Below are 17,794 nucleotides of genomic sequence, written 5' to 3'. Positions count from 1 at the left end.
GTGGCCAATTGGCCGTAAATCAACCCCATCATGTCGATCTTGCGCGTTATGAGAGGCGACTTCAGAAGCCTGGCCATTGAGCTGGGCTTTTTCTTGCTTAGATTTTTTTCAGCCTTTACGCTAGCGACTGTCGTCGTGGAGTAGCGTAAATGGGCTTAATTGAAGTAAAGCAGCGTGACGTCATTCAAATTCAAAGCCTGAAGAGCAAATGGGTTGAGGGAGTAACGATTCCAGCAAACCCTCCGAAGTTGCTTTGGGTGGTTTATGAAGGGGAGAAGATTGCAGGAATCTTTTCCACTTGGGAGGAGGCGAGCATCCTTGTTGGTGCGCTTTATTGGGCGCAGCAAACGAGGCAGTTTTTGCGCGAAAAGGCGCTGGAAGAGGAAAAGAAGAATCCTGGCACCAGCCCCAAGCCCGGTGATTAATAGCCTTGAAGCCACAAAGAAGTATCGCACCAAGCCTCGGCATAACGCCGGGGCTTTTTATTTGTGCGCCAGGCATGGCGCGTTGCGCGCAAGCGCAACAAGAGGATGGTTTGCTTTTTTTACCGGACTTGTCAGAGCGTTCCAAGGGTCAACTCCATCGCCAGTGCAGCGGACAACGCCAGCATCATCAGCAACGCGATAAACATCAGGCCCAACTGAGCGATCTGCTTATAAAGGGGCATCGGCCTTTTTGTGATTCGAGCAATTGATTTATCAGAGGAAGCCATCATCAATTCTCACTTTTCCGCGGAACACGTAATAGCCCCAGAAGGCGTACATCAGAATCACCGGCAGGTTGTACGGCGTGCTGATCAGGGCGAACAGCCGACTGGTGGCCGGTGATACCGCCGCCCACAGGCTGGCGGATGGCGGGATGATGTTCGGCCAGATGCTCAGTGCCTGGCCGATGTAAGCGAGGAACATCAGCACCAGGGTGAACAAAAACGGCCAGTGCGGCCTTGTGGTCGGTAAGCAGCATCGCAAAGGGCGGGCTTGACCTGAGCAGCAAGGCAATGGAGTTGCATGGCGGTGTCACGCGTTTCATTTTTCACCCCTCGCGTCATGCCGAATCTGGCGAGCCCCGCCGTCATCCATGATGTCCGGGACGACAGCTGTTGCGGGTACCACGGGGTGGTGCAACTAATGAGCCATTTCAATAGGGCGAAGAAAAAGCTCAAATTAATTAACAGGCTGTTTCTGAGTGTTTCAAGCGAGGGAAAGGGTGAAGGCGGGGAGTATTCCTCAAATTAGGTGATAAACGCCCGGTTGGGTGGGTGTAATGCCCCATTTATGGAGATAGTAGCGACCCGATTTCACCGACCGCTTTTGGTAGGGGCTGCTTGCCCTGAGGCGACGTGGATTTAACGGGTCGAGAAAGGCCGCTTCTGGCTGATAGCCGTCACCTTCATCCCGTTACGCTTGCGAATGTAGTGCTAAGGGTGACGCGGTCAAGATAGATGTCTTCTGACGTTTTTGCCTGCACCTGCCTGACTCTGGCTCCTTGCAGTAAACGGAGGGCACCTTATGCCCCTATTTTTGAGGATGATGAATGAAACAAGGACAAGTTTTGCTGTTGGCTTTGTTGTTTATGTTTTTGACAGGTTGCACGACTACGCCACCAAAAGATCAAAGCAATCTCTGCAGTATTTACCGTGAGTATCCCGACTGGTATGAGGACTCGCTGCAAATGCAGAGTGAATATGGAACGCCTCTGCATGTGGCCATGGCGATCATGAAGCAGGAAAGCAGCTACGTGGCGGACGCATTGCCGCCTCGTGACTACCTGCTCTGGGTGATCCCCTGGGGGCGAGTCAGTTCGGCTTACGGTTATGCGCAGGCTCAAGACCCGGTGTGGGGTGAGTACAAGGACAATACGGGCAACGGTGGTTCGCGTGACAGTTTCGACGACGCGATCATGTTTATCGGTTGGTACACCACTGGCACCCAACGTCAGCTCGGAATCTCCAAATGGGACACCTACAATCAGTACCTGGCTTACCACGAGGGGCGTGGGGGATTTAGCCGCAATTCCTATCGCAGTAAACCGTGGCTGATGCAGGTTGCCCAGAAAGTGCAAAAGCAGTCAGAGATTTACAGCGCGCAACTCAAGCAATGCCGCCAGGAACTGGAAGATGATCGGAGTGGGTGGTTTTAGCGTGGCCGATGGGTGATTAACCCGACGTATTGGGCGACTAGACCGGCTGCGTCGATCTGACCTTCACTGCCAAGTTCTCTCAATTCAACGATTTCTGTCGTTACAAATAACCCAGATGTACTCAATGGTTCTGGCATGTCGGTGAACTGAAAACGTCTATGTGAGTTTTGGCGGAAGTTCCGTTTCGGCGGCATTCCACTGAAATTCACCGACATCAGCATGACGATTTCGCGGATACCAAAAAAGTGGAATGAATGTTCTGTCGCATGTCGTTTCTGTTATTGAAAATGCGAAAAAAATACCCCTGGTATTTGCCTAACATGAGCCATCGATTACCGCCGCATCACGATGCCAGGAGATCTGCCATGCGCTTTGTAAATCCAATCAAGCACAGTTTGAAAAACGCTAAACCAACCTTAGGTTGCTGGCTGACGCTCGCGAGCCCTGCGGTCGCTGAACTGATTGCTCATTGCGGTTTTGATTGGTTGGTCATCGATGCCGAGCACGGCCCTAATGATACCCAGGATATTGCTGCTCAACTTAGAGCCATTGATGCGGCGGCTTTTAATGGGGCAAGAGCCGTAGGTGCTGTGCGAGTAACCGCCAATGATCCTTCTTTGGTCAAGCGCGCCATGGATTGTGGGGCACAGACTATTGTCTTCCCGAACATTAACGGTGCGGCTGACGCGCAAGCCGCAGTGGCATCGATGTTATTTCCACTACCAGATCAAAGTGGTGTCAGAGGCGTCGCTGGAATGGTCAGAGCGGGGGCGTATGGGCTGGACAGTAACTATGTCAAATCCGCAAACAACCAGGCTTGTGCCATTGTCCTGATCGAGTCAGTGGAAGGGGTAGAGAGCGTCGACTCTATAGCTCAAGTCGAGGGCATTGACTGCCTGTTCATTGGTACGGCTGATTTGTCTGCAAGCATGGGGCTACTGGGGCAGACCGGGCACGATGATCTCAAGGCAGCGGTAGAGAGAGTCTTGACAGCTGCCCGCAAGCATTCCAAAGCAGTAGGAATCTTTGCGACCTCGGTGGAGGAAGCCCGCCAGTATAGGGAAAAGGGCGTGACCTTTATCGCGCTTCACTCTGATACAGGTTGGTTGACCAAGGGGGCGACAGACGCCCTGGATGCTCTTAACTTCAAAAGATAATACCTGATTGAATATCGAGTGGTATCGATGAGTATTTGTTGTTTTCATTGTTTGTGTCGGAGGTTGTAAATGTCGATGTCAGATCGTGATGGGAAAATCTGGAAAGATGGCGAGTTAGTTGAATGGCGTGAGGCCAAAACTCATATTTTGACCCATACACTTCATTATGGCATGGGCGTGTTCGAGGGTGTGCGCGCATACGAAACTGCGCGTGGCCCTGCAATCTTTCGTCTGAAAGAGCATATTCATCGTCTTTTTAACTCGGCTAAAATTTTTCAGCTGGAAGTTCCGTTCGACGAAGAAACTGTTCGTAACTCGTGCGAAGAAGTCATTCGAGTAAACAAGTACGACGCATGCTATCTACGTCCTTTGGTTTGGATCGGTTCAGATGTTCTGAGTATCGCAGCAAAAAACAACACAATTCATGTCGCCACCGCTGCATGGCCCATGGGATCTTACTTGGGGGAGGAGGGCATGGAAAAAGGCATTCGAGTAAAAACATCGTCTTTCACCCGCCACCACGTCAACGTTTCCATGGTGCGTGCAAAAGCTTGTGGCTATTACATCAACTCGATCCTGGCTAACCGAGAGGTTACTTCGCTCGGATTTGACGAGGCGCTATTACTGGATACCGAGGGTTATGTGAGTGAGGGTGCTGGCGAGAATATTTTCATGGTTCGAGACGGGGTTATTTACACTCCCGATCTGGCGTCTTGCCTTGATGGCATAACCCGTGACTCGGTTATGCTAATTGCTCGGGATTTGGGCTTCGAAGTTCGGGAGAAACGGATCACTCGCGACGAACTGTATTGCTGCGATGAGGCGTTCTTTACAGGTACCGCTGCTGAAGTGACACCTATTCGTGAGCTCGATGGTCGGACAATTGGCGCGGGCTCGCGAGGCCCGATCACACAGCAGCTTCAAGAGGTCTACTTCTGCGCAGTACATGGAACTAATGAAAAGTACGCTCATTGGTTGACCCATGTTTGATGGTCGGGTGACCAGGATGTCGCGGCTATTGCTGGAGCCACAGTCAACTATTCCTAATGGTGGCTAGACTTCTTGATGTGAGGTGAGATAACCATGAATAGTTCCCAGCACGGTACTCCTGAAAGTTTGGAGTTTTCCGCCAGCGAAAGCGACACGCAGGAGTCTGCAGAGTGGCGTGATGCGCTACTTTCCTTGATTGAAAATAGTGGCCCTGAGAGGGCTCGCGAAATCATCGATGAGCTGGTCAGTCTCGTCCGTGATCCCGGCATTGGCTGGAAACCTACGCTGGGTACGCCCTACATCAACACCATCCCCGTGACAAAGCAGCCTGCATTCCCAGGCGATTTGGCAATCGAGGAACGCCTGTCATCGATAATTCGCTGGAATGCTCTAGCCATGGTCGTACGTGCTAACCAGGCATATGGGGACTTGGGTGGTCATATCGCCAGCTACGCGAGTGCGGCTGATTTGTTCGAGGTTGGTTTTAACCATTTCTTCAGAGCGAGGAGCGACGCTTTTGGTGGCGACCTGGTCTTCTATCAGCCTCATTCGGCACCAGGCGTTTACGCGCGAGCTTTTCTTGAGGGGCGGCTGGGAGAAGAGAACCTTCAGCATTACCGGCAGGAGATCACCGCTTCTGGCCACGGGGTACAGGGCTTATCCAGCTATCCACACCCTTGGTTAATGCCGGACTTCTGGCAGTTTCCGACGGGATCGATGGGCATCGGCCCAATTAGTTCGATCTTCCAGGCCCGATTCATGCGGTATCTTCACAACCGTGGCTTGTTAAACACATCTGAGCGAAAAGTGTGGGGCGTTTTCGGTGACGGTGAGATGGATGAGCCGGAAAGTATGTCAGCTCTTACTTTGGCTGCAAGGGAGGGTCTGGATAACCTGATCTGGGTAGTCAATTGCAATCTTCAGCGGTTAGATGGGCCGGTGCGAGGCAATGGACGAATCATCGACGAGCTGGAAGCATTGTTTGTCGGGGCTGGCTGGAACGTCATAAAACTGGTTTGGGGGTCTGATTGGGATGGGCTTTTCGCCCGTGACACTGACGGAAGTCTGGTGCGGGCCCTTTCGGAAACCGTTGATGGGCAGTTCCAGACTTTTGCGGCGAAAGACGGACGTTACAGCAGGGATCATTTCTTTGGTCAAAACGAAGCATTGGCAAAGCTTGCCCAAGGTTTCACAGACGAACAAATCGATCGGCTGAAACGTGGCGGCCACGATATGGTGAAGATCTATGCCGCCTACCACGCTGCTTCTGTTCATAAGGGCCAGCCTACTGTGGTTCTTGCCCAGACCAAAAAAGGTTATGGGATGGGCGAAGCCGGCCAAGGGAAAATGACGACTCATCAGCAAAAGAAGCTCGATCGCGAAACGCTTATCGGCTTTAGAAATCGATTCAATCTTCCTTTGACTGATGAGCAGGTTGAGACTCTCTCGTTCTACAAACCTGCCGATGATAGTCGTGAAATTCGCTATCTCCTTGAGCGTCGGCAAAGCCTTGGGGGCTTTACGCCAAGCCGGCAAACGAATGTTCCGGTGGTCGCGGTACCCGGATTGGATGTGTATGCAAGCTTTGCCACTAAAGCGCAAGGCAAGGAAATGTCCACGACTATGGCTTTTGTCAGGATGCTCAGCAGCTTGCTGAAAGATCCTGTTTTGGGACGGCGTGTGGTTCCCATTGTGGCAGATGAAGCCCGGACGTTCGGGATGGCGAATCTGTTCAAGCAAATCGGTATCTATTCCAGCGTCGGTCAGCATTATGAGCCAGAGGACATTGGCTCGATTCTGAGCTATCGGGAGGCGCTGGATGGTCAAATACTCGAAGAGGGTATCAGCGAAGCGAGTGCCATCAGCTCCTGGGTGGCAGCGGCAACCAGCTATGCCACCCATGGCCTGCCCATGCTGCCGTTCTACATCTATTACTCAATGTTCGGTTTTCAGCGAGTCGGCGATCTCATTTGGGCGGCAGCTGATCAGAGGGCTAGAGGCTTTCTGCTCGGAGCCACGGCAGGCCGTACAACCTTGGGCGGGGAAGGTCTGCAGCATCAAGATGGCAGTAGCCATTTGATGGCTGCTCTGGTGCCAAATTGCAGAGCTTATGACCCCGCATTCGCTGGTGAATTTGCCGTAATTCTAGACCATGGCATGCGTCAGATGCTGGAGGAACAGGTTGATGAGTTCTACTACGTCACCCTTATGAACGAGAACTACGCTCAGCCTAGCCTGCCGACTGATGTTGAGAAAGACATCATCAAAGGCATGTACCTCTTCTCAGAACAAAAGTGTGGAACGGAATCGAACAAAGTTCGGCTGCTCGGATCAGGAACCATCTTGCGAGAAGTGATGGCGGCAGCAGAACTCCTGAGCGCAGATTGGCAGGTCGATTCCGAGGTATGGAGTGTCACGAGTTTTACAGAGCTCGCCAGGAACGCCAGAGGAGTAGAACGTTGGAACCGGCATCATCCTGAAGGCGATCAGAAGACTAGCCATGTGGGGGAGTGTTTGCCGAAGGGGACTCCAATCATTGCTGCGACCGATTACGTGCGCGCGCTTGCGCAACTTATTGGTTCCTATGTTGAGGATCACTATGTCGTTCTGGGTACCGATGGTTTTGGTCGCAGCGATACTCGGGCAGCTTTACGCAAATTTTTTGAAGTCGACCGTCATCAGATAGTCCTCAGCGCCCTGTGGGCCTTGGTGCATGAAGGGAAACTTAGTGCTGAAGTCTGCTCTCGTGCAATTGAAAAATACGACATTGGATTTGACGAAACAGCCCCTTGGGAATGTTGATGGGGGTTTGTGACGGGGGGCATCGAAATGGCTTTCGCCCATTATTCCCATTAACGCTGTCAGGCAAACATTGAGAAAGTAGTTTTCAATGAAATTTTGCCGTTCGCTTCACCATCAGTTCGTACGTTAGCCCGGGGGCTCGGGGTGCCACTGAATGAAGTCAATTATACGTCAGGACTTCGGATTTTGAGCAAGTTTAGCCTTTGCCGCGCTTCGGGCTTAAACTGATATTATTGCTTAATCGAGAACTAGTCCCTTGTGGGGTCGTTTCAAGGCAGCGAGATCCCAGCCCAGTGCAGTATGCGAACCGGTGGGAAGATACTACGGCTTTGTTGAAAAAAACTTATGCTAAGATCCCTTACTCTATTGAGAGGATATGGAATGTATATTCTGTATTTTTGGGGTTTTTGAAATGATCATACCAAAGGTTAAGATAGACGCTACGGATCGCCGCATATTGGCGGCGCTCCAGCGGGATGCAAGGCTGTCGAGTGCGGAACTTGCTGAGCTGGTATCACTGAGCGCATCGCCATGCTGGAGACGGGTCAAAAGACTCGAAGAAATAGGTCTGGTGCGAGGCTACCATGCCAGCATTAATACTGAAATGCTTGGATACGCTATTACTGCCTTTGTACAGGTATCCCTGGGTCAAAAGGATACTACCCATATGAAGGCTTTCGAGGAATCGATAACTTCTTTTGAGCAGGTTATAGCCTGCCACTGCATTTCAGGTGTTTATGATTACCAGTTAACGGTCTTGGCAACTGATTTGGCTGAATTTAGTGAGTTTGCCAGAAACAATATAAATGGTTTTCCAGGTGTCAAAGACGTTTGCACCTCCTTTGTCGTAAAGGAAGTCAAAGCGCCAGTGAGTTTGATGGTCGGGTAGTAGGGGGTATGTATCTAACCTGCTTGAAGCACATGCTACTTGCCAGCGCTTACCAGCTTTGCTTCTGACTTGTACTTATTGCTGTAAAAAATCCCCGCACCTCCTGGGTGAAGATGCGGGGCAAAATAGTACACATGGTGAGGAGGGTCAGCCTCTTCAAATGCAGGCTTGGCTGCATTCGAAGCATCCGTCAAAGGCGTCACCTGTAAGTCCTACCTTGGCCGACCCTCCTCGATGCGCATTCAAAGCCAAAGGAGCGGAGTAGGGAAATTAATAATTATCAAAAATAGATTAATGAGAGCTGGAACAACGTCGGACACAGAGCGAACGTTGGCACTTGAAACAGGTGGTTTTTCCTGACCGCAAGGGTGTGTCGATTCGATTCCAGTGTCGGGCACCACATAAAATCAAGGGCCTGCAAGCGAAAACTGATGCAAGCCCTTGTTTGTTTCTGCTCCATTATTTCTATCTTGATCGTGGTTGCCTGATGCTTTTCAGGATGCCGAGTCTGCCTTGCGGCGATCGCTGCCGGCCGGGTTGCCGGTATCGATCAGCCTTCTTTCCAGCAGTACGTTTTCCAAGGCCTGGCGGTCTGACGGGTTCATTTGATGTTCTCGCTCCTTGAGTTCCAACAGGATCGGGCTGGACCACTGGCGGTAGGTTTGTTCAGCACTACGATTGGGTGACATGGGTACCTCCTTGATCAGGCTCCTGCCAATAAAGGCGCCGCTGTTCGATACGCCAAAAACCCTAGTCGACGAAGCAGGTTCTCGCCACTGCTTTACGTCGGACAGCCATTCCCCCAGATGCCCGTAGCGGCAGTGCGCTGTACGTAGTCGCTAAAGTCGCGGGCCGGCCGACCCAGTGCCCGCTGCACGCCATCGGCCACGGGTGTGTTGCGACCGTCGAGCACAGTCGTGAACAGATACAACACCAGATCGATCAACTCGGGGGGAAGTTGTTCCTGTTCCATTGTCTGTCGATAGGCGTGCGGCGGTACGGCCACGAATTCGATATTGCGACCGGTGGCGCGGGCAATTTCGGTCACGGCTTGAGCAAAGGTCAACGCCCGAGGGCCGGTCAATTCATAGAGCTGGTCAGTGTGTCCGGGTTGGGTCAGTGCCGCGACGGCACACTCGGCGATGTCTTCTGCATCGACAAAGGGCTCGGCGACCTGGCCGACGGGGAGTGCGAGTTCACCTTGCACAATGGGTTCGAGAAAGTGTGCCTCGCTGAAATTCTGGCAGAACCAGCTGGCCCGCAGAATCGTCCAGTCAATCCCGCAGTCCTGTACGACGCGTTCGGCCTGTTCCGCTTCAACTTCGCCGCGCCCGGATAACAAGACCAGTTTGCGGACTCCGCTTTTCACCGCCAGGTCGGTGAACGCCTGGATGCTTTCAAGGGCGCCTGGAACGGCGAGATCAGGTTGAAAGGAAATGTAGACTGAATGAACGCCATCGATCACGGCGTCCCAGGTTGATCGATCTTCCCAGTCGAAGGGTGGATTGGCGTCGCGCGAACCCCGGCGAACGGGCAGGCCGGCCGCTTCGAGTCGTTGTGTGATTCGCCGTCCGGTTTTGCCGGTGGCGCCGAGGACCAGCGTGATTGGTTGAGCCGTTTTCATTGCGTTCATCTCCATCGGTTAATGTGAGTGATGCTCATGTTTTAAAGATGATAGATCCTCATGTTTTGCCGTCAAGCGGCCAAAGCGAATTCCCCGACGTGTGGCATCTGTTATTGGGCGTAGAGAGTGGCGATGCTAAGGTGAGTACATGTCACGTTATTGACCGGGAATTCGCTCGTGCGCAAAAAGCCCTCTGAAACCCTCGAACAGCCTGCTGCGCAAGCGGTTCGACGTAATCCCACGCAACAGCGCAGCCGCGAGCGTCAGGAGCGGATTCTGGCGATGGCCACTCAATTGATCGCGGACAAGGGCAGCGACCAACTCAAGATGAGTGAAATAGCCGAGCGCTCCGAGATCTCGATTGGTTCCCTATATCAGTATTTTCCCGACAAGAGTTCCGTGATCCGTACGCTGGCCGAGCGCTACAACGCTGAAAGCCGCCGTTGCATTGCAGAGGCAATGGAGGCCGTCGAGGATGCCCGGGGTTTGCAGGCCGCCTATTCGCAGCTGCTCGATCAGTATTACGAGATCGTGATGGCGACACCGGTGATGCGTGACATCTGGTCCGGCATGCAAGCCGACAAGCAGTTGTTGCAGCTTGAACTGGGGGAGAGCCGGGTTGCCGGAGCGCTGCTGTCCCAGGCCATGCTTCGCGTCTATCCCGACTGCGACGAACAGCAGGTCGAGGAGTCCGCGTTTTTGATCTGGCACCTGGGGGAGGCGACCATGCGGTTGGCGGTCACTTGTGCACCCGATGAGGGGCGAGCGCTGGTCGAGGCGTTCAAGCGCATGTCCCTACGCGAGATCATGGAGCCCACGCGCAGGAACATCGACTCGCAGTAAAAGCCTGGCGGTTGTTTCAGTTTCCCTAAACGAAGGGTTGGCCGCCAAAGCCACGGGGCAGTCGTTGCAGGCCAGCCATCGCGGTCAGTCGCTCGGTCCAGGCTGAACGCCAGTTATTGGCGGTGAGCATGGCTTTGGCTTTGCGTGCTGCGCGGCGGGCAGCGTTGCGTTCGGTCTTGCGTGCTTCTTTGTAGGCGTCGGTGTTTCGGCAACTTCTGCACTTCACCCGATTGAGTTCTCGGGTCGATACGAGGTTATTGCCGTGGTGACCGCAGGCCAGGTGCCCGCTGACTTTGAAATGAGTGACCATTGGAACGTCTCCTTCGTGACGTGTGAGCGGTTGACTCCACGTGAGCGGGGACGTTCGATTGGTTTTGCGCAACAAAAAATCCCGACGCCAGGCCGGGTTGTAAGAAAGGATGGAAATGCAACAGGCAGCCAACGGTTCGGGGACGTCACTGTCACCGATCATGCTGCCCGGATCGGGCCTGTCCTCGCACCACAAATCCGTGACGGATCATCTGAACCGAGGCAGAGGCCGGTCGACAGGTTTGAGAGACGACAGCGTGTGCCGGATCAGCGGCGTGTCCTTCTCGATGTCGTTCAGGCGATCACGAATTCTGAGGGCGGTGGGGTGTCCGCCTTGATGATCGACCCAGTCGGCGATTTCCTTGCAGGCCGCTGCCAAGCGAGCCTGACGGGAGTCCAGCAAGGTGAGCAGGGTGGTGATGGACTCTTTTTCGGACATGGGAGACACCTCCGTTCAAGAAACCTGGGTGTGGCAGCAAAAAGCCCGCCTGGGGCGAGCTTTCTGCCGAAAGGGTTACTGATCCTTCAACTATTTCAGTATAGACCCGTTAAAAAATGGTGACGCTCGTCAACTTTGTCGGGCTGTCACTTGTGATTTAGCGTTCAACTGACGGCAAACACGCAGGGCGTCCTCTTCAACCTCGTAACCATCACCGATAAAGCCTTGGGTGCGGGTATCGGCGATGCGGTACCAGACCGCGGCATCCGGTGGCAGGTGGTCAACTTCACCTTCACGGCGGCCATGGATGATGATCTTGTTGCAACGCTTCACAACGAAAATGTCTTCCATGGCGTCTCCGCAGCGGATTCGTGTTCAGTTCAACTATAGAAGTCATTGCTGATCGTGCAAAAAATAGGCAGGTCAATTCGTCGGTTCAGGCGCTGGCCTCTGCCCGGTGCAGTCGTGCCTTCGGATTTACGCCAGCACCGCGACCGCTTTTATTTGCGCCCAGAGTGGCTGGCCAGGATGGACGTTCAGTTGATCACGGGAATAACGCGTGATCCGCGCCAGCAGTGGCGTGCCGGCGGCGTCCAGGCGAATCAGCACATGGGCGGCGTTATCGGCGTTCATTTCACTGACCACGGTGACCGGCAGGCGATTGAGAATGCTGCTGTGCCCGGCATTGTCCAGGCTCAGGCTCACATCCCGCGCCTGGACCTTGCAGCGCAGTGCCTGGCCCACATCCAGTGGCGTATGCGGCACACGAATGTCGAGGGTAGTGTTGGGCAGTTGCAGGCTGAGCAATTGATAGTCGGCGTCATAGGCGCTGACGCGACCCTCGATCACCACCCCGGCGTCATCCCCCATTGCCAGCGGCAAGTCGAGGCGTGCCAGGGTCTGGCCGATCGGGCCGCTGGCCAGTGCCCTGCCATTGCTGAGCAATACGATATGGTCGGCCAGCCGCGCAACCTCATCCTGGGAGTGACTGACGTACAGCACCGGGATGTCGAGTTCGTCGTGCAGGCGTTGCAAATAGGGCAGGATTTCACTTTTGCGTTGGGCATCCAGAGCGGCCAGAGGCTCATCCATCAACAACAGTTTCGGGCTGGTGAGCAAGGCACGGGCGATGCCGACGCGCTGTCGCTCACCGCCTGAAAGATGTTGTGGGTGCCGGTCCAGTAAATGGCCGATGCCCAGCAACTCAGTGGCGTGGGCCATGTCGACCCGACGCTGCGGCTTGGGAATGCGCTTGAGGCCGAACTCCAGATTGGCCAGCACCGACAGATGCGGAAACAGGCTGGCTTCCTGGAACACGTAGCCGAGCGCGCGTTTGTGCGGCGCGACGAAAACCCTGTTGTCGCTGTCTTGCCAGACTTCATCGTTGACCTGGATAAAGCCTTGATCGGCCCGTTCCAGGCCGGCGATGCAGCGCAGGCAAGTGGTCTTGCCCGAGCCGGAGTGGCCGTAAAGTGCCGTGACGCCACGGCCCGGCAGCTGCAGGTCGACGTCCAGGGCGAAGCCTGAATAACGTAGTTTCAGACGCATTTGAATCATCGATCAGCTCCAGCCCGCTTTGGTTTTACGGCTGGAATACAGCGCCAGCAGGACGACAAACGAGAACACCAGCATCGCCCCGGCCAGCCAATGGGCCTGGGCATATTCCATGGCTTCGACGTGATCGTAGATCTGCACCGAGACCACGCGGGTCTTCTCGGGAATGTTGCCGCCGATCATCAGCACCACGCCGAACTCACCGACGGTGTGGGCGAAACCGAGAATGGCCGCGGTAATGAAACCGGGGCGGGCCAGGGGCAGCGTCACGCTGAAAAAGGTGTCCCAGGGATTGGCCCGTAATGTCGCAGCCACTTCGAGCGGGCGCGTGCCAATCGCGGAAAAAGCGTTTTGCAGCGGCTGGACTACAAACGGCATCGAATACAACACCGAACCAATGACCAGCCCCGCAAAACTGAACGTGAGGGTGCCAAGGCCGAGTGACTGGGTGAGCTGTCCAAGGAACCCGTGAGGGCCGAGGGCCAGCAACAGATAGAAACCAATCACCGTCGGTGGCAGCACCAGGGGCAGGGCAACAATCGCCCCGACCGGGCCGCGCAGCCAGGAGCGGGTGCGCGACAGCCATAACGCAATCGGAGTGCCGACAATCAGCAGGATGACGGTCGTCAGGGACGCCAGTTTCAGGGTCAGCCAGATGGCGGAAAAATCGGCACTCGATAGCGACATTTAGATTTCGTAACCGTAGGACTTGATGACAGCGGCCGCTTTCGGCCCCTTGAGATAGTCAACCAGTGCCTTGGCGGCCGGGTTGTCCTTGCCCTTGTTGAGAATCACCGCGTCCTGTTTGATCGGGTCGTGCAGGCTGGCGGGAACGATCCAGGCCGAGCCGCTGGTGATCTTGCCGTCCTTGTAGATCTGCGACAGGGCGACAAAACCCAGCTCGGCGTTGCCAGTGGAGACGAACTGGTAGGCCTGGGTGATGTTCTGGCCTTCAACGATCTTGTCCTTGACCTTGTCGGTCAGACCTTCCCTGGCCAACACCTGGGTCGCCGCCAGGCCATAAGGCGCGGCTTTTGGGTTGGCGACGGACAGGTGCTGATAGGCGTTCTTTTTCAGTACATCGCCCTTGGCATCGACGTAACCTTCCTTGGCCGACCACAGCGCCAGGGTACCGACCGCGTAGGTGAAGCGCGAACCCTTGACGGAGTCGCCTTCGGCTTCAAGTTTTTTCGGGGTGCTGTCGTCTGCCGAGAGGAACACTTCGAACGGCGCGCCGTTTTTGATCTGGGTGTAGAACTGGCCGGTGGCGCCAAAGGAGGCGACCAGTTTATGCCCGGTGTCTTTTTCGAAATCAGCGGCGATGGCCTGGATGGGCGCGGTGAAGTTGGCGGCGACAGCCACCTGGACTTCGTCCGCCTGGGCTGAGCCGAAGGCGAATACGCTGAGAAGGCTCGCCAGGCAGGTCGGGGCAAAACGTGAGGCACGAATGGTCATGAGACGGCTCCGTTAAAGGCAATTGCGGCAGGGGTAAATCGTTATGTACATAAATATATAGCGAATTGCCTTTGAACGGAATGTGTCGCCGCGAAATTGTATACAATTTTAACGAAACTGATGCTCAGGAACGACCTAGCAGCCTCGCTAATCCTTCTTCAGCCAGTTTTCGAGTCAGTGCCTCGCTGGTCAATTCGACCCCGAGGGTAAAGGCCTGACCGGCCCAGAGGTTGCTGAAGTCCGCTTCACCTTTGGCCCGCAACGGCATCAGCGCGCTACCGGCAAGGGGGAAGGCCGGGGCCTTGGCGCTCATGGGGCCCAGCTCACGCATCACCCGATTGAGGATGCCCCGGGCCGGGCGACCGGTGAACACGTTGGTGACGGCCGTCTCGCTTTCCCTGGCGGTGCGCAAGGCTTTGTGATGGGACGGGCTGACCTTGGCTTCAGGCGTGAACAGGTACGCCGTACCCACCTGTACCGCCGAAGCGCCGAGCATGAAGGCGGCGGCGACGCCTCGGGCGTCAGCGATGCCGCCAGCGGCAATCACCGGCACTTTCACCGCATCGACGACTTGGGGCACCAAGGCGAAAGTCCCCACCTGACTGCTCAGGTCATCGCTGAGAAACATCCCGCGATGGCCCCCGGCCTCGTAGCCCATGGCAATGATTGCATCGCAGCCATGCTGCTCAAGCCACACCGCTTCTGCGACGGTGGTGGCCGAAGACAGTACCTTCGCACCGGTGGCCTTGACCCGGTCGAGCAGGGATTTTTCCGGTAGGCCAAAGTGAAAACTCACCACTTCAGGGCGAAACGCTTCGACCACTTCGCAGGCCGCATTATCGAACGGCGCCCGGTTGGACACCGGCGTCGGCGCATCGAAGTCGATACCGAGCTCCTGGTAGTAGGGTTGCAGCAGGTTTTTCCAGTCCTGTGCGCGTTGCTCGTCAGGGGCTGGAGGCTGATGGCAGAAGAAGTTGACGTTGATCGGGCGCTGGGTGTGTTGGCGGATGGTTTTCAGCTCTTCGCGCAGTTGATCCGTGCTGAGCATTGCCGCTGGCATCGAGCCCAACCCGCCGGCATTGCAGGTGGCAATCACCATGGACGAGTTGGTGGCACCGGCCATCGGCCCCTGAATGATCGGCAGTTCGATCCCGAGCAGGTCAAGAATGCGGGTATCTGGCCATTGGTTCATGTGCTGTGTTCTCCGACGTTGGATCCGGGCAGGGACGGTAGAGCAGGATTTGTAACGCAACGACTGGCGCAAGGCCAGTCGTCATTTCAGCGGGGCCGATTTTCTTCAGCATCGGTGGAAGGAGTGATCCATAAACCGGGAAGAGTCGTGAAAACTGTTGAAGCGTTCATTGCCGAAGGAGCGGGCATCGTACTCGCGGTCGGTTTTTTGTCCTTCGGATCGCTCTGGCCCGTCAGCAGGTCAACCTGGCGACCCGATTGGCTTAAGGTCGAGTACGGCGATCCGTTGCCATGTGCTATTTCAATTGCACTACCACCATCAGACTGATCCCATTGAGAGGCCGTAATGTTCAAAGGTATTTTGATCGACAAAGACGACAGCGGTTACCGGGCCACGCTGCAAGAGATCCAGGACGATCGGTTACCCGAGGGCGATGTCACGGTGCGCGTTGCCTACAGCACGCTGAACTTCAAGGATGGCCTGGCGATCACCGGCAGCAGTCCGGTGGTGCGCAAATTCCCGATGGTGCCGGGTATCGACCTGGCCGGTGTCGTCGAAGTCAGCGGGCATCCGGACTACAAGGTTGGTGACGCAGTACTGCTCAATGGCTGGGGTGTGGGCGAAGGGCATTGGGGCGGATTGGCGCAGAAGGCGCGCCTGAACGGTGACTGGCTGATTCCGCTGCCCAAGGCGTTTACCGCTGCCCAGGCGATGGCCATCGGTACTGCAGGCTACACGGCCATGCTGTGCATCCTGGCGCTGGAGCACAACGGCGTGACGCCCGGGCAGGGCGAAATTCTGGTGACCGGCGCCAACGGTGGCGTCGGCAGTTTCGCCATCGCCTTGCTGAGCAGGCTCGGCTACCGGGTGGTCGCATCCACCGGACGTACCTCGGAGCACGACTACCTGAAGCAACTGGGCGCTGGCGAAATCATTGATCGCGCCACATTGTCCGAGCCGGGCAAGCCGTTGGCCAAGGAGCGCTGGGCGGCCGTCATCGACTCGGTCGGCAGCCACACCCTGGCCAACGCGTGCGCCAGCACCAAGGCCAATGGCACCGTCGCGGCCTGCGGTTTGGCCCAGGGCATGGACTTTCCGGCATCCGTTGCACCGTTCATCTTGCGTGGCGTGACCCTGGCCGGCATCAACAGCGTGACCCAGCCCAAAGCCAAACGCCTGGAGGCCTGGAGTCGCCTGGCCCGGGATCTGGACTTCAACCTGTTGCCGCTGATCAGTCGCGAAATCGGCTTGAGTGAAGCCATCGAAGCCGCGCCGCGCTTGCTGGCCGGGCAGTTGCGCGGGCGCGTAGTGGTGGATGTGAACCGCTGATCACTGCGACTCGCGTTCCAGCAACTGGCGTTTGCGCTCGACACCCCAGCGATAGCCCGACAGATTGCCATCGCTGCGCACCACGCGATGGCAAGGGATCGCCACGGCCAGGCTGTTCGCACCGCAGGCCTGAGCCACGGCGCGAACGGCTTTTGGTTGACCGATGCGCTGGGCGACATCGGCGTAGCTGGCCGTGCTGCCCACGGGAATCTCCCGCAGCGCTTGCCAGACACGCTCCTGAAACGCCGTGCCGCGTACGTCCAGCGGCAAATCAAGGCCGATGGCCGGCGCCTCGATAAAGCCGACGACCCTGGCAATCAATTGCTCGAATTCATGATCGGCGCCTATCAGGTTGGCGCGGCGGAATTTGTCTTGCAGATCGCAGACCAGTTGGTGCGGATCATCGCCCAGCAGAATCGCGCAGACCCCGCGTTCACTCTGCGCCACCAGAATCGCTCCCAGCGAACACTGTCCGACGGCAAAACGAATGTCGTTGTTTTGACCGGACGCGCGGTAGTCCCCGGGTTTCATTCCGAGCAGTTGGTCTGCCGCTTCATAAAACCGGCTGTTGGAGTTGAAGCCGGCGTCATACAGGGCATCGGTCACCGAGCCGCCGTCCGCCAGTCGCTCGCGTAACTTGCGTGAACGATGAGCATCGGCGTAGCCCTTGGGCGTCAGGCCGGTGACGGCTTTGAACACGCGATGGAAGTGGAAGCTGCTCAGGCCCGCCGCCTCGGCCAATTCGCCCAGGGCAGGCAGCGTTTCGGCAGTTTCGATCTGGCGGCACGCGGCGGCCACGGTGGCGGCATGTTGCGCGGCGAGTTCGCTCTGATCCTTTGTCGCGCGTTTGCTCGGACGATAACCCGCGGCCCGGGCCTGTTCGGCGCTATCGAAGAATTCGACATTATGCGGCTTTGGCAAACGCGCGAGGCTGCTGGGATTACAGTAAATGCCAGTGGTCTTCACGGCATAGACAAACTGCCCGTCGGCCTTGGGATCGCGCGCGACCACGGCGGCCCAGCGCGGATCGTTTTCGATGGTGATCTTGGTCGATTGGGTTGTCATGGCGTCA

19 protein-coding genes and 1 pseudogene are annotated in these 17,794 nt (G+C 56.0%); 9 read left to right on the top strand and 11 right to left on the bottom strand.

Going from position 1 to position 17,794, the window contains the following annotated elements:
- Window positions 1-149 precede the first annotated feature (149 nt).
- Entirely contained in the window at window positions 150-425 is a 276-nt protein-coding gene (locus AC3IT9_RS15375) for a hypothetical protein (protein WP_489270267.1), read from the top strand.
- 273 nt (window positions 426-698) lie between these two features.
- Here the strand turns inward: AC3IT9_RS15375 and AC3IT9_RS15370 are convergent.
- Window positions 699-938: pseudogene (locus tag AC3IT9_RS15370) on the bottom strand (cytochrome d ubiquinol oxidase subunit II); the annotation flags it as partial.
- A gap of 595 nt (window positions 939-1,533) precedes the next feature.
- Here AC3IT9_RS15370 and AC3IT9_RS15365 point away from each other — a divergent pair.
- The 6 genes from AC3IT9_RS15365 to AC3IT9_RS15340 all read left to right on the top strand — a co-directional run bounded on the left by AC3IT9_RS15365 (window position 1,534) and on the right by AC3IT9_RS15340 (window position 7,977).
- Entirely contained in the window at window positions 1,534-2,139 is a 606-nt protein-coding gene (locus AC3IT9_RS15365) for a transglycosylase SLT domain-containing protein (protein WP_150753511.1), read from the top strand.
- 365 nt (window positions 2,140-2,504) lie between these two features.
- Window positions 2,505-3,296: an HpcH/HpaI aldolase family protein gene (locus tag AC3IT9_RS15360; RefSeq protein WP_489270265.1), complete on the top strand. Its 792-nt coding sequence runs from the start codon at window positions 2,505-2,507 to the stop codon at window positions 3,294-3,296.
- A gap of 69 nt (window positions 3,297-3,365) precedes the next feature.
- Window positions 3,366-4,286, top strand: coding sequence for a branched-chain amino acid transaminase (locus AC3IT9_RS15355; RefSeq protein ID WP_489270264.1), 921 nt, complete (start codon window positions 3,366-3,368; stop codon window positions 4,284-4,286).
- Between the two features lie 93 nt (window positions 4,287-4,379).
- A complete protein-coding gene (gene mdeB, locus AC3IT9_RS15350) occupies window positions 4,380-7,088 on the top strand; it encodes an alpha-ketoglutarate dehydrogenase (RefSeq protein WP_489270263.1) in 2,709 nt (902 codons plus the stop codon).
- Window positions 7,089-7,184: 96 nt separating this feature from the next.
- Window positions 7,185-7,316, top strand: coding sequence for an E3 binding domain-containing protein (locus tag AC3IT9_RS15345; RefSeq protein ID WP_489270262.1), 132 nt, complete (start codon window positions 7,185-7,187; stop codon window positions 7,314-7,316).
- 148 nt (window positions 7,317-7,464) lie between these two features.
- Complete coding sequence (locus AC3IT9_RS15340; protein WP_489270261.1) at window positions 7,465-7,977, top strand: Lrp/AsnC family transcriptional regulator; 513 nt, start codon at window positions 7,465-7,467, stop codon at window positions 7,975-7,977.
- A gap of 494 nt (window positions 7,978-8,471) precedes the next feature.
- Here the strand turns inward: AC3IT9_RS15340 and AC3IT9_RS15335 are convergent, their stop codons facing one another.
- Entirely contained in the window at window positions 8,472-8,666 is a 195-nt protein-coding gene (locus AC3IT9_RS15335) for a hypothetical protein (RefSeq protein ID WP_489270260.1), read from the bottom strand.
- 92 nt (window positions 8,667-8,758) lie between these two features.
- The gene (locus tag AC3IT9_RS15330; RefSeq protein WP_489270259.1) at window positions 8,759-9,601 is read right to left on the bottom strand and encodes an NmrA family NAD(P)-binding protein; all 843 of its coding nucleotides are present in this window, start codon (window positions 9,599-9,601) and stop codon (window positions 8,759-8,761) included.
- Window positions 9,602-9,778: 177 nt separating this feature from the next.
- Here AC3IT9_RS15330 and AC3IT9_RS15325 point away from each other — a divergent pair, with 177 nt between their 5' ends.
- Entirely contained in the window at window positions 9,779-10,444 is a 666-nt protein-coding gene (locus AC3IT9_RS15325; RefSeq protein ID WP_489270258.1) for a TetR/AcrR family transcriptional regulator, read from the top strand.
- Between the two features lie 25 nt (window positions 10,445-10,469).
- Here AC3IT9_RS15325 and AC3IT9_RS15320 read toward each other — a convergent pair whose 3' ends face one another.
- The 7 genes from AC3IT9_RS15320 to AC3IT9_RS15290 all read right to left on the bottom strand — a co-directional run bounded on the left by AC3IT9_RS15320 (window position 10,470) and on the right by AC3IT9_RS15290 (window position 15,393).
- On the bottom strand, window positions 10,470-10,754 hold the full coding sequence (locus AC3IT9_RS15320; RefSeq protein ID WP_150723675.1) for a hypothetical protein: 285 nt from the start codon (window positions 10,752-10,754) through the stop codon (window positions 10,470-10,472).
- Between the two features lie 207 nt (window positions 10,755-10,961).
- On the bottom strand, window positions 10,962-11,192 hold the full coding sequence (locus AC3IT9_RS15315) for a hypothetical protein (RefSeq protein ID WP_057714650.1): 231 nt from the start codon (window positions 11,190-11,192) through the stop codon (window positions 10,962-10,964).
- 129 nt (window positions 11,193-11,321) lie between these two features.
- Window positions 11,322-11,543, bottom strand: coding sequence for a hypothetical protein (locus AC3IT9_RS15310; protein WP_150723676.1), 222 nt, complete (start codon window positions 11,541-11,543; stop codon window positions 11,322-11,324).
- Between the two features lie 126 nt (window positions 11,544-11,669).
- Entirely contained in the window at window positions 11,670-12,749 is a 1,080-nt protein-coding gene (modC, locus tag AC3IT9_RS15305; RefSeq protein ID WP_150753516.1) for a molybdenum ABC transporter ATP-binding protein, read from the bottom strand.
- Between the two features lie 3 nt (window positions 12,750-12,752).
- The gene (gene modB, locus AC3IT9_RS15300; protein ID WP_046038408.1) at window positions 12,753-13,433 is read right to left on the bottom strand and encodes a molybdate ABC transporter permease subunit; all 681 of its coding nucleotides are present in this window, start codon (window positions 13,431-13,433) and stop codon (window positions 12,753-12,755) included.
- Window positions 13,434-14,201, bottom strand: a complete 768-nt coding sequence (gene modA / locus AC3IT9_RS15295; protein WP_150753518.1) for a molybdate ABC transporter substrate-binding protein — start codon at window positions 14,199-14,201, stop codon at window positions 13,434-13,436.
- A 124-nt stretch (window positions 14,202-14,325) separates the two neighbouring features.
- Complete coding sequence (locus tag AC3IT9_RS15290) at window positions 14,326-15,393, bottom strand: NAD(P)H-dependent flavin oxidoreductase (RefSeq protein ID WP_489270257.1); 1,068 nt, start codon at window positions 15,391-15,393, stop codon at window positions 14,326-14,328.
- A gap of 345 nt (window positions 15,394-15,738) precedes the next feature.
- Here AC3IT9_RS15290 and acuI point away from each other — a divergent pair, with 345 nt between their 5' ends.
- On the top strand, window positions 15,739-16,722 hold the full coding sequence (gene acuI / locus AC3IT9_RS15285) for an acrylyl-CoA reductase (NADPH) (RefSeq protein ID WP_150723681.1): 984 nt from the start codon (window positions 15,739-15,741) through the stop codon (window positions 16,720-16,722).
- On the opposite strand, the gene ada is transcribed toward acuI, so the two are convergent.
- On the bottom strand, window positions 16,723-17,787 hold the full coding sequence (ada, locus tag AC3IT9_RS15280) for a bifunctional DNA-binding transcriptional regulator/O6-methylguanine-DNA methyltransferase Ada (RefSeq protein ID WP_150753521.1): 1,065 nt from the start codon (window positions 17,785-17,787) through the stop codon (window positions 16,723-16,725).
- Between the last annotated feature and the right edge of the window lie 7 nt (window positions 17,788-17,794).

The sequence above is a fragment of the Pseudomonas sp. KH_046_1 genome, assembly GCF_057839025.1.
This window is presented reverse-complemented; position numbering and strand designations above follow the sequence as displayed.